The 12,513-nt window shown below is 59.8% G+C and carries 10 protein-coding genes; 3 read left to right on the top strand and 7 right to left on the bottom strand.

Going from position 1 to position 12,513, the window contains the following annotated elements:
- Positions 1 to 42: 42 nt before the first annotated feature.
- From AP059_RS13030 to AP059_RS13005, 6 genes are all read right to left on the bottom strand, one after another.
- Complete coding sequence (locus tag AP059_RS13030) at positions 43 to 1,533, bottom strand: DASS family sodium-coupled anion symporter (RefSeq protein ID WP_059763252.1); 1,491 nt, start codon at positions 1,531 to 1,533, stop codon at positions 43 to 45.
- An 88-nt stretch (positions 1,534 to 1,621) separates the two neighbouring features.
- A complete protein-coding gene (locus AP059_RS13025) occupies positions 1,622 to 2,380 on the bottom strand; it encodes an energy transducer TonB (RefSeq protein WP_059874965.1) in 759 nt (252 codons plus the stop codon).
- Entirely contained in the window at positions 2,377 to 2,823 is a 447-nt protein-coding gene (gene tolR / locus AP059_RS13020; protein WP_059763254.1) for a protein TolR, read from the bottom strand. Before tolR ends, AP059_RS13025 begins: the two co-directional genes overlap by 4 nt.
- Before the next feature lie 14 nt (positions 2,824 to 2,837).
- A complete protein-coding gene (gene tolQ / locus AP059_RS13015) occupies positions 2,838 to 3,548 on the bottom strand; it encodes a protein TolQ (RefSeq protein ID WP_059763255.1) in 711 nt (236 codons plus the stop codon).
- Between the two features lie 92 nt (positions 3,549 to 3,640).
- Entirely contained in the window at positions 3,641 to 5,542 is a 1,902-nt protein-coding gene (locus AP059_RS13010; RefSeq protein WP_059763256.1) for a phytase, read from the bottom strand.
- Between the two features lie 38 nt (positions 5,543 to 5,580).
- Positions 5,581 to 8,115: a TonB-dependent receptor gene (locus tag AP059_RS13005; protein ID WP_059763257.1), complete on the bottom strand. Its 2,535-nt coding sequence runs from the start codon at positions 8,113 to 8,115 to the stop codon at positions 5,581 to 5,583.
- A gap of 385 nt (positions 8,116 to 8,500) precedes the next feature.
- On the opposite strand from AP059_RS13005, the gene AP059_RS13000 reads away from it, so the two are divergent.
- A complete protein-coding gene (locus tag AP059_RS13000) occupies positions 8,501 to 9,421 on the top strand; it encodes a GGDEF domain-containing protein (protein WP_059763258.1) in 921 nt (306 codons plus the stop codon).
- Complete coding sequence (locus tag AP059_RS12995; protein WP_059763259.1) at positions 9,418 to 10,449, top strand: AraC family transcriptional regulator; 1,032 nt, start codon at positions 9,418 to 9,420, stop codon at positions 10,447 to 10,449. The genes AP059_RS13000 and AP059_RS12995 overlap by 4 nt, the downstream gene beginning before the upstream one ends.
- 22 nt (positions 10,450 to 10,471) lie before the next feature.
- On the opposite strand, the gene AP059_RS12990 is transcribed toward AP059_RS12995, so the two are convergent.
- Positions 10,472 to 11,503, bottom strand: coding sequence for an Ldh family oxidoreductase (locus AP059_RS12990; protein WP_059763260.1), 1,032 nt, complete (start codon positions 11,501 to 11,503; stop codon positions 10,472 to 10,474).
- A gap of 131 nt (positions 11,504 to 11,634) precedes the next feature.
- On the opposite strand from AP059_RS12990, the gene AP059_RS12985 reads away from it, so the two are divergent.
- Positions 11,635 to 12,510 (top strand): MurR/RpiR family transcriptional regulator, encoded by an 876-nt coding sequence (locus AP059_RS12985; protein WP_048364945.1) that lies wholly within the window; start codon positions 11,635 to 11,637, stop codon positions 12,508 to 12,510.
- The last annotated feature ends 3 nt before the right edge of the window (positions 12,511 to 12,513 follow it).

Below are 12,513 nucleotides of genomic sequence, written 5' to 3'. Positions count from 1 at the left end.
GCGGCGACAAGAGACGCTAGACGCTAGACGCTGCCGCAGGCTTTACATCAACCCCAACCACTTCCAGTACGTCGCGCCAAAGCCCAGCATCAACACATACCCCACAGCGGTAACAATCAAACCCACCTTGGCGAATTGTTTGGCGGTGAAGGTTTGCGTGCCCAGGCACACCATGTTTTGTGGCGCATTGATCGGCAAGATAAAGCCATAACTGACTACAAAACCCAGCAGCATGGTCATGCCCAACCGATTGAATTCACCCGGCAAGGTTTGCAGCACTGCAATCAAAATGGGTAACAAAGCCGAAGTTAGCGCGGTTGCACTGGCAAATCCCAAATGGATCAAAATCAGGAACGCACCCAGAATCGCAAAGATACCCAGCGGCCCGACCTGATCAAGCCCCGTGTGCGCCACCACCTGCACCCCCAACCATTGCCCGGCCTGGGTAGTGAGCAGCGCAGTCCCCAAGCTGATGCCCACCCCGAATACAATCACCGTGCCCCACGGAATACGTGATTGCACGTCTTTCCAGGTCATCACCCCATACCGCGGCAACAGCAAGAAAACCAGGCCCGCATAGGTGGTCGAGGTGGTGTCAAAGCTGTGCAATTTGCCCTCGGTCGCCCACGCCAGCAACAGAGCAATGGACACCGCCATCAAGCGTTTTTGCGGGGCCGTCATCGGCCCCAATTCGCGCAATGATTGCTCCACCGCTTCCTTACCGCCCGGAATGCTGTCGCTTTCAGGCGGCAGCATTTTAAGCACCACAAACAACAACACCGCTGACATGATGATCGCCCACGGCGCCCCGGCAATCAGCCAGTCGATCCAGCTCACACGTGCGCCCAGCATCTTGTCCATAAAGCCCACGGTCAGCAGGTTTTGCGCCGCCGCCGTTTGAATCCCCACGTTCCAGATGCTGGTGCCTTGCGCGACCACAATCATGATCCCGGCGGCGATGTTGGAACGCTTGTCCACACCGAACGCCAAAATCACCCCCATCATGATCGGCACCACGCAGGCACTGCGCGCCGTGGCACTGGGCACCACCAGGCTGAGCAAAATGGTGACGGCGATAGCCCCGAGCAGAATACGCCGGGTACTGGTACCGATTTTGGACAGCGTCACCAACGCGATGCGCCGGTCCAGACCGGTATGGGTCATGGCCGCCGCAATAAACAGCGCACCCGCCACCAACGCCAGTGCGGCATTGGAAAAGCCGGTCAGGGCCATCGTGATCCCGGCCGACGTACCGTACAGTTTGGACGGATCGTCCAGTGTCGGCGCCATACCGATCAAAAACGCCATCAGCGACGTGATCATGATCGCACTGGCTTCGTACGACACCGCTTCGGTGATCCAGACCACCACCGCAAAGGCTAGAATCGCCAGCATACGGTGGCCTGCGACCGGTAAATCTGCCGGCAGTGGCAGCAACAAAATGCCGACCATGACCACAACAGCAATCACGAGACCCAAGGGCAATTTCAATTTTGCCGTCGTCGGCTCCGGGGTGGTTGCGGGCACATTCATGGCCATCTCCTAATGCATAAAATCGCCTGCAGCATAGGTCAGGATCGAGGCTCGGGCTTTGATGTTTGTCAGCTTGAGGAGTGATGCACTACTGAATTTTGTAGTGGAAGGTGTTGCGAACGCCCGGCACGCTCACGGCCTGCCCATCCACCACGCGCGGTTGATATCGAAAAGTGGCGGCCGCCAACAGCGAAGGACGCATAAACATCGGGTGGCAGTTGCCGACCACCTTGGGGTTTTCGACCTTGCCTTGGGGGGTGACCGAATATTCCACCGTGCAATCCCCTTCAATGCCTTTGTCGAGTGCCCGTTGCGGGTAGTCCGGTGCTTCTTTGCTGATCGGCAGGTATTGGCGGACATCGGCCACAGCAGCGAGCTGTTGAGTCCGCTGCGCGTTAGCTGCCCCCAGCCGTGCCTGCTCAGCACCTCGTTGTTGCGCGTGTATGAGTGGCTGCGCCTGCTGGGCTTGAAGTGCCTCCTGAACTTGCTGCGTCTGTTTTCGCTCCGCCACCCGTTTGCGCGCCAGCGCGGCCTGTTCGAGTTTGCGCACCTGGAGCTGCGGATCAACGGGCGCAGGTTTGACCTTGGGCGGAGCTTCAATCACTGGCACGGGCGCCTCGACCGCCAGCGGTTGCGCAGCCGGTGCAACCTGAGGCTGTGCGGGCAAGGTAATCAAACGGGTTTTCAACACTGAGGGTGCGTTCACGGGCGCAGGCTCCAGCGTCCAGCCCACCACCAGCAACGCCACTATCGTGCCATGCAGCGCAACCGTCAGCGCCCATGCCTGACTGTTGCGCCTCCACCACTCCCATGCCACAGGCCGCACGTCCATCACGGCAACGTTCATTGCGCCGCCTCGGTCACCAGCCCCAGGTTGCTGACGCCGCCTTGCTGCAAGGCGGCCATGGCCTTGACCACGCTGCCATAACCGGCCTCATTGTCAGCGCGGATGTACACCTGGGTGTCGCCGTTTTGAGCCACCACCTGACCAATCTTGGCCTGCAACTCTTCAAGGCTGACAGCGCTGTCGGTCTGGTGTTGGCTGTCCAGCTCACGGCCCAGGTTCCAGTAATAGCCACCGTCGGCCTTCACCGACAACGTAAGAATGCTCTGCGGCTTGTCATTGACCAACGCCTCGCTGGCCACTTTGGGCAGTTCGATTTTGACCCCCTGGGTCAGCATCGGCGCGGTCACCATGAAAATCACCAGCAATACCAACATCACATCGATGTAGGGCACCACGTTCATTTCGGCTTTTGGCCCGTGTTTGCGTTGTGGTCGAGCAAGCATGATCAAACTCCCTGTCAGGCAGCAGCCGCCATGTTCCGAGAACCCGCATGCAGGCCTCGGTACAAGCGCATTTGTACTTCGTTACCCAAGCTGTAATAGCGCGTCAGCAAAGTCTGGGCCCGGGAAGAAAACCGGTTATAGGCAATCACTGCCGGGATGGCCGCAAACAAACCGATCGCAGTGGCAATCAAGGCTTCGGCAATCCCCGGCGCCACCGCCGACAACGTGGCCTGCTGTACCTGAGACAAACCGATAAAAGAATTCATGATCCCCCACACGGTGCCAAACAGGCCGATGTAGGGGCTGACCGAACCGACCGTGGCCAGAAACTGCAAGCCCTTTTCCAGCCGTACCTCCTGTTCACTGATTGCTACATACAACGCCCGTTCAATCCCTTGCATCACACCCTGCGGGTCAATGCCGGGCTGTTGCTTAAGTTGCGCATATTCGTTGTAAGCAGCGGCGAAAACCTGATCGGCGCCTGCGTCTTCATGCTGGTTGTCGCGGCTCTCGCGGTACAACGTGTTCAGCTCACCGGGCGCACGCAGTCGTTCGGCAAAAGCGTCCATGCCACGCTCGCTGCGGCGCAACACAGCGCTGCGGCCCACGATTAAAAACCAGCTCAGCAACGACGCCAGAAACAACACCAGCATCACCCCTTTGACCAACAGACTTGCGTCGCTGATCAGACCCCAGATCGTCATGTGTTCCATGCTGGCTTGCATGCCTTACTCCTTGCTCAAGTAGGCGCCGCTCTGCGCGAGTGACGCACCGAAAGATTCAAACCCACAGCGGTGAACGGCTGATGACAGCCCGATCAAGGCAAGTTCAGGGTTTTGGCCACATCGGCCCACGGGATGTATTTGTAGTTCTGACTGTGCTCGGGCATACGCTTGCGCCCGTCCTGCACCACCAGCATGCCTTGGGTAAACGGGCCGCCGAGGTTGGCGGAGGTCACTTCCAGGCCATCGGTCTCTGACGCACCGTCAATCCCGGCCTCGGCGTTCACGCCGACCCGAAAGGCGCCACGTAACGCATACGGCGGTTGCGCATCAAGCACCACGTAGCTGTCATTGCCCTGGCTGGAAATCACCAGATAGCTGTTTTTTTCGCCCTGATACAGCGCCAGCCCTTCAATATCATCGTGCACTGGCCCACCGACGTTGATCACGCTGCTCAGGGCGGCCGGTTGCTCGGGTCGCGCGTCCAGTGCCCACACCGCCACGTCTTCCTCACCGATAAACAGGCGTTGATGCGTGTCATCGGCAACACAGCCTTCAGGTTGGGTCGCGACCTTGAACTGACGCACCAGTTCGCCTTGCACCTGCTCGCCCTTGGCGCTCAAGCGGTGTTGCAAAAAGGTGCCGTCCTTGTCATTGGCAAAGCTGTAGATCTCACCCGTGGGCGCCTTGAACAGGCACAACCCGTAAATATCCTTGAGCGGTGTCGGCACCTCGCCTGCTGCACGGACCTCACCTGTGGCGCGGTCGATGCTGAACACGCTCAGGCTGTTGTGATCCCGATTGGTCGCCACCGCCAGATCCACAGTGCGCGTGCCCAGCTTGAAATCCGGGCGTACATCAACGTTGTTCAAGCGCCCCACTTCCAGATGTTGTACGCGCCGCCCTTGCAGGTCATACACCTCAAGGCCGTTCTTTTTATTAGTGCCCAGCACCCGACTCAACGCCAGATCGTGCGGGTGAAGCCAAATCGCCGGGTCATCCGCCGCATCGCCCTGGCTCACGACGGGGTCGGTTTGTACGGAAGGTTTCACCACGGGCAACACCGGCGGCACACTCACCGGGACGGGATTCCAGCTCAGTCGGCCTTCAAACAGCTGATTGTTGTCAGCGTCCTGCACCCACACGTCCAGCCCTTGTGGCGTCTGGCGCACCGCCAGGTGCTCGGGTTCAACCAGCGGCTTCAACGGGAAGCGGGCCACGGGCGACCAGCCCTTGCCTTGCTGCTGATAGAGGTGCAGTTCGCCAGCTTTTGGATCAAGGCCCAGCATCCCGCCCGGTACTGGCACCATGGCCCCGGCCGCCTGTTTCACCTCGCCAAACGGCTCGATCATCGCCACCGGTACCCGTGAAGCCTGCGCCTCGGCATGGGCCGGATACGCCCACCAGCCCACCTTCTGTTCATTGACGAACAACTGATGTGCCGCGTCGTCGACCTGACACAAGCCAGCCTCTGGCGGCAGCGGCAGGCTGCGCACCAAACGCGGCTGATTCAGCCGTTTACGGTCTGCGGCCACCAGCCATTGCTCGCCCTTGCCCTCCTCGCCGACAGTGAACAGGTAAATATTGCTTGCCTCGTCGCGGTACAGACACACACCGTTGACCGCGTAATCACGCCTCGGTAAATAGACCGGCGCCAGCCATTCGTGGCTCTGGGGATTGAGGCTGAACAGCGCCACTTGCTGTTTCTTCTCGTCATGGCTGGCCACCAGCACTTGATCGCCCAAGGCGCGACTGTCCAACGAGGCGAATGCCCCCGGCACATGGCTCAGGGTTTTGCCTTGCGCGTCGAGCAGCAACACACCTTCACGCTTGCTCACCGCCAGGCGCTGATCCCCGGCGAGCCAACCCAAGGCCTGGGCTTTGGTGGCGCTCCAAGGCTTAAGCGTCGGCGCGGTTACGGGCGTGGCGGCCTGCGCATGGCCTGCACTCAGGCTGATCAACAGCGGCAACAGGCACGGTTTACAGTTAAAACGCATGATCGAAGATTCCTTCTACAGGCCCGCTCGGGCCGCACTTAGAAATGGGTAAAGGTCAGGCCCAACGAATAGGTTGGCCCGTACTCTTCGTACTGGTTGTTGTAGCGACGGTTGCCGCTGTAGACGAAGTAAGGCTGGTTGGTGAGGTTTTGCGCCTCGAAGCTGACTTGCAGGTTTTTGGTCAGCGAATAGCGGGCACTGAAATCAACAAACGTCTGCGCATCGACATGCAGGTCGTGGGCTTTGTCAGCGATGCCCGCCAACTCGTAGAGGTACTGCGATTTGTAGTTGGCCGACAGGCGCAGGCTGAGTGTGTCGTCCTCCCAGCCCAGCATCAGGTTGCCCACGGTGTCGGATTGGTTCGGCAAGTCGATGTCACGCTTGCGGTTCATCCCCCGGGCCTGGTCAAAGCCTTCAATGCTGGCGCTGGAGCGGCTGAACGTCGTGTTGGCACCCAGCAACAGGCCGTTCCACGGCGCGGGCAGCCAGTCAAATTTCTGCGAGTAGGCCAGCTCCAACCCGTACAACTTGGCGCTGTCGCCGTTGGCGTAGGTATGCGCCTCGCTAAAGTCAGCCCACTGGCCGCTGCCCGCCAAATCGTTGTTGTAGACAAAGTTCTTGATGTCTTTATAGAAAAGGAACGCCGAGACGGTGCCCGCCTGCCCCATGTAGTGCTCGATGCCGAGGTCGAAGTTGCTCGATTCCAGCGGCTTGAGGTTGGGGTTGCCAAAGGTGGCTTGGTCATCGTCGATCACAAAACCCGGTGCCAACTGGCCGAAGGTCGGCCGCACCACGGCGTTGGTCCACGCGGCGCGCAGTTGGGTGTTTTTACCCCATTGATAACGCGCGTGCAGCCCCGGCAACCAGTGGTGGTAATCGCGTTTGGTGTCCTGCGCTTCAAACACCCCGTCGCGCGCGCCAGTGCCCTTGGCTTCAAACTCGGTGCCTTCGTAGCGCATGCCCGCGATAAAGCGCCAGTCGTCGATGTCGACGGTATTCATCACGTACGCCGCATTAATGTCTTCGCGAATCTTGAAGTCATTGGCCCGCGATTCCTGCTCATCGTAGTAAGCATCGGGGGTAAGCCCGCCGATCAGATCCTTGATCGCACCACCGCTGAGACCGGGGCCGAACTGGCCCAATTGATAGTGCACGTTGCCCTTGTCGAACGCGCTCATGTTCAATTGCGCGTCGTTAAAACCCGCCTCGTCGAAGTCCTTGTAGACCCAGGCATTGAGGTCGTTGTCTTTATTGCGCCGACTGACCTTGCCGCCAAATTTGGCCTGCGCGGCATAGCCTTGCACGTCATAGTCGCGGGCCAGATCAAGGCGGATATTTTTCTCGGTGTCCTGGGTGTTTTGCGCTTCCCAGTCCACCTTATCGAGCGAGAAATTGGACGGGTCATAAAAGCCCGCTCCAATGATCGGACGCGGCTTTTCGGTGTCGTAAAAACCACTGTCGGGGAAATTCGTGTTGCCCTTCAAGGTGGCGCCGGCGATATGCCCTGGGCTGTCTTCGCTCGACTTGCTGTAGCCCGCCTGCCCGCTGAGGGTCCACAGGCCCAGCAGGCGTTCGCCACCGAACACGTAAGACTGGATTTCCTGTGTTTCTTCGCGCTGCTTGAGCTTGCGCTTGGCTTTTGCCTTGCCCAACTCTCCAGCTGCCTGCGGCGTGTCGAATTCGAGGTGGGTGGAGTTGCGGGTTTCGGTGTCTTTGTAGCGGCTGTACAACGTACGCACATACAGGCGGGTGTCATCGTCAGGCTTGTAATCCACATTCAGGCCGCCGCCGGTGCGCTCGCGGCTGATGTCATACACCCGCTGTTCGAAGCTGTTGAGTCGCGCGCCGTCAGTGAAGTCCCAGGCACCGCCGGTTTCGACGTTGTCTGAACCAAAGTCACGTTTGTTCCAACTGAGGGCGGCCGCCACCCCAAAGTTGTCGACGCCATCGCCCAAGCTGAAGCGATCACTGATCGCACCGGACAGCTTGGGGCTGGTCTGGTGGGTGTTTTTGTTGTACCCCGCCTCGCTGCTGCCGGTGAAAAACAGCCCTTTGTGATCGAACGCCGACAAGCTCTGTACATCGACCGTACCGCCCAACGAGTTGGCGTCCATGTCCGGGGTCAGGGTCTTGATCACCGATAAAGACTGCACCAGCTCGGCGGGCAACACATCCAGCGCCACGGCACGGCGCGCGCTCTCAGGGGACGGCACCAACGTGCCATTGATGGTGACGCTGTTGAGATCCGGGCCCAGGCCGCGCACGCTGACAAACCGCCCTTCGCCCTGATCCCGCTCCACACTGATGCCCGGCAGGCGCTGCACCGCTTCGGCGACGTTGGCATCCGGTAACTGCGCGACACCATCGGCATGCACCACGCTTTCGATGTTGTCTGAGTTGCGCTGTTGCTTGAGTGCCTGATCAATGCTGGCCGCCTGGCCCACCACCTCAACATGCTCGGTGGCACCGGCCGCCGTAGCATCGGCGGCACTCAGTCGTTCGCTGGCAATCGCCAAGGCCAGCGCACTGACCGTAAACCCCACCCACTGCGCCTTGCTGCGGCTTGTGTACATGCTTGTGTTCCCCCAGAAACCCGCTAACGACCCGGCAAGTGGCCCGGCAATAGGTAGCGAAAACTAGGCACGGCGAATGACAGTGCTGTGACAGTCCTCGGCGAGACATCCCGTAAAAGCAGGGTTTAAGGGGTATTGAAGGGCCAACTGAGCTGATTTGACCCAACACGCCGTCGTCGCGGGTGCTGGCAGCGAGCACGTTGGCAGCGCCTATGAACGTCATGACTGTTGCGCAGCCCATCGCAGCCTATGGCCGCGACGACAGGAGGCTGTTTAAAGGAAATTTCTGGCAACACACCTGAGCTGATTCGACCTGCCTGCCCCGTCATACCGCTGTCACACACCTCTGTTGTGCTGACCGGCACTGCATTTTGGTAGACCCCTTATGACGTGGTTAAACGTACTTAAACATCATCGCTACAAGCTCACGCTGCTGGTGTTCGGCGCCAACTTCGGGCTGCTGCTCAATGTGGCGTTCGGCACCCCGAAAGCCTTCAGCGAATGGCAATGGCTGGATATTTTCGGCGAGGGCGGTACGGCGCTGTTCATGCTTTTCTGGTTGGCGCTGGTGCTCAAGAGCCGCCCTGCCGGGCGCGTCACTGACTACCTCGCCAGCGGTTTGTGCTTCATGTTTTTTTCATGGTGGATCGACGTGCTCGACGAATTCATCCGCCTGCCCAAGCACATCGGCTGGGATCACTGGCTGGAGTCGGCCCCGATGCCGGTGGGCATGGTGCTGCTGACCCTCGGCCTGTTTCACTGGCACCGCGAACAATTGGCCATCAGCCAGCAAATGGAAAAACGCGAACGGGTGTTTCGCGAACATCGTCTGTTCGACAAACTCACGCCGCTAGGCGGGGCCGACTACCTCAAACGCCAGGTCAGCGATTGCCTGACGCAAAGCACTGAGCAGCAACAACCGCTGTCGTTACTGGCGCTGGACCTCGATCACTTTGCCGCGATCAATCAGCAATACGGCCACGCTGAAGGTGACGCCGTGCTGCAAGCCATCAGCCAATTGTTGCTGCTCAACCTGCGTCGTCACGACCTGCTCTGCCGCCTGGCGGGGGATCGCTTTGTGGTGGTGCTGCCCACCACCGGCGAAAGTCAGGCGCGCTTGTTGGCACTTGAACTGGAACAGGCCGTACTGAGCCTGGCGCATAAAACCCGTCAACAAGGCGAGCGGGTCTACTTGAGTGCCAGCACGGCGGTGGTGATGGCGGTCGATGAAACCACCGAGCCCCTGCTCAAGCGCCTGAACCTGGCACTCGCCCGCGCCAAGCCGCTACGGGTCAAACGCGCATGAGCCAATTCGAGGCGTGGTACGAAGCCGACACGCGGTTCATCGCGGGCCATTACCAACCCGCTGCGTTGATTGACCTGGCGCTGTCACGGGACATCGACAGCCATCGCCTGTTACGTGGCACGGGGTTGTTTTACGACGACATTCTGGCCGGCACCACCCGTCTCAGCCCGCAGCAATTCTTCAGCCTGATTGCCAATGCCCGGCGATTACTGGACGCCGACGACAGCAGTTTCCTGCTCGGTCAGCGTTTACTGCCAGGTCATTACGGCCCCGCCAGCCACGCCCTGCAACAGGCGCCCAACCTGCAACACGCCCTGCAAACCGTGATTCACCACCGTGCCCTGCTCAGCCCGCTGTTGACACCACGGCTGCTGCTCGACGAGAAATATGCCTATGTGTATTGGCTCGACAGCAGCGGCGCACAGGAGCAACTGCGTTTTGTGCTGGAAGCGAGCATGACCGCCTTGCTGGCCATGAGTCAGTGGCTCAGTGGCGAACGCCTGCCGTGGGAGTGCCACTTCAGCCATGCCGAACCGCGTTATGTAGAGCAATACTGGGTGCATCTGGGAGAAAACAGCCAGTTTGGCTGCCAGTTGGACCTGATGCGCATCCCGCGTGAATACCTCACCCGGCCGTGGCCCAATGCGTCTGCCATCGCCCGGCAAGTGTCGTTGCAGCTAGCCCGCAACGAACTGAATGCGCTGGGTTTCAGTGCCAGTTTGATCGACCGCTTATACGTGTACTTACGCAACCACGCGCAGCACGCACCGAGTCTTGAGCTGACGGCGCAGACCTTTGGCATGAGCCAGGCCACCCTCAAGCGCAAATTGAGCAAGCACGGCACCCACTTTCAGGCCCAGCAGGACCAGGCACGCAAGCACATGGCGCTGTACCTGTACCAGATCAAAGGCATGAGCAATGAAGACGTGGCGCAGTACCTTAATTTCAGCGACCCGGCCAACTTTCGACGCTCACTCAAACGTTGGACCGGGTGCACGCCCAACCTCATTCGCCAGTTGTTTTCTTAACCCGCGCAACAAACGCCAGCCGTTATTGCGCCAGCGCGCGCAGCCTGGCCAGTTCGTCCGCTGCCAACGGAATGCCCGCAAGCAGCGATTTGGCCCGTTCCTTGAACCGACGATCACCCGGCAGGCGTTCAAGCCCCACGGCTTGCATCTGACGCACCAGTTCGCTGCTGCGTTGCGCAAAACTGTTGCCGCCCGATTTGCCGGGATCAATCACAATCAGCAACTGCCCGGTCCACGGTGTTTGCGCCCCCGGATGCTTGGACCAGTCGAATTCGAACGAAAAGTTACCGCCCGTCAACGCCGCGGCCAGCAACTCCACCATCATCGACAGCGCCGACCCCTTGTGCCCGCCAAACGGCAGCAGCGCGCCACCGTCAAGGATGGCTTTGGGGTCTTGTGTCGGTTCACCGCGACGGTCCACGCCCATGCCCGCAGGCAGCTCATGGCCTTTACGCGCAGCAATTTGGACATCGCCATGGGCAATGGCGCTGGTGGCCAGATCGAACACGATAGGGTCGGCATCGGCGCGTGGCGCAGCGAATGCGATAGGGTTGGTGCCGAACAACGGCTTTTGCGCACCGTGCGGCACCACGCAGGTCATGCTGTTGACCACGCTCAGCGCCACCAGACCTTCTTCGGCGAACGGCTCAACGTCGGGCCAGAGCGCGGCAAAGTGGTGCGAATTACGAATGGCCAGTACCGCAATCCCGGCACTGCGGGCTTTTTCGACCAACAGCGCACGTGCGGCTGCCAGCGCAGGTTGGGCGAAGCCATTGGCCGCGTCTACCCGGATAAAGCCTGAGGCCACGTCTTCCACCTTGGGGGTGGCCTGACCATCCACCCAATTGCTGGCCAGTGACGACAAATAGCCCGGGATGCGAAACACGCCATGGCTGTAGGAGCCATCGCGTTGTGCCCGTGCGCAGTTGTCGGCCAACACCCTGGCAACGGCCGTCGAGGTGCCGTGGCGTTCAAAAATCTGCTGCAACAAAGTGGTCAGTTGATCCAGAGACAGCGATTCCACGGCCTGCGCGGAAGAGGCGGACTGAGACATGCGGGCGCTCCAATCGAGTTGTTATTGTGGGGCCAACTATCCGGCGGTGACAGATATCTGTCAATTGTTGACTTAATGACAGAAAACATTCACTTTCTGCAACGCGCTGAAATAAAAACAGGAAAACAGCCGTGAGTCAGTCGATCAAACAACGTTTGGAAAGCAGTCTGTCAACCGCCGCGCCTTCGGGCCGGGCGATTGCCAGCTACATGCTGGCCAACCTTTACGCGCTGCCTTTCCAAACCGCCGCCGACATCGCCAGCACACTGGGGGTCAGCGAATCCAGCGTCGGGCGTTTCTGTCGCGCACTGGGTTACAGCCATTTCAAAGAACTGAAAAACGACCTTAGAGACGACTTGGGCGATGGTCCCTGGCTGGTCGGTGATCGCCTGCAAGAGTTCCGCCAGCAATCGAGCCAAAGCCCGCAGGCACTGCCACGCAGCTTTGAGCTGGAAGTCGGCGCGCTGGTCAAGGTCTACGAACACAGCCTGACGCGCGAATGGCAAACCGTCAGCCAGCGCCTGGCCACGCGGCGCAACGTGTTTATTGCCGGTTTTCAGACCGAACGCGGCATCGCCGCCTCTATGGCGCACTTGCTGCAATACCTGCGCGATGGCGTGCATCTGGTGGATGGCGCCGCCGGGCATTACGCCGATGTGCTGTTATCCCCCGCCAATGATTGCGCACTGGTGGTGTTTGAGGCCCGGCGCTACTCGCGCCATGCCCAGCACCTGTGCCGCAAGGCGCGTGAAGCGGGCATTGCGGTAACGCTGGTGACGGACACCTTTTGCGACTGGGCCGACGCCTACGCCGATGAAGTGTTTCGCGTACCCAGCCAATTCAATCTGTTCTGGGAATCCACGGCAGCCATGCTGTCGCTGGTGCATTTGCTGGTCAATGAAGTGTGTAAACAACTGGGACCCGACGTTGAAAAACGTCTTGAGGCAACCGCGGCCTTGCACAACGAGTTCGTGGGCTACACCTCCTCACCCGGCACAAAACAATAAAAC

This window comes from Pseudomonas sp. TAA207, from assembly GCF_001529285.1.
Lineage (GTDB): Bacteria > Pseudomonadota > Gammaproteobacteria > Pseudomonadales > Pseudomonadaceae > Aquipseudomonas > Aquipseudomonas weihenstephanensis.
Note: the sequence above shows the minus strand (reverse complement) of the source record. Positions and strands in the feature narration are given on the sequence as shown.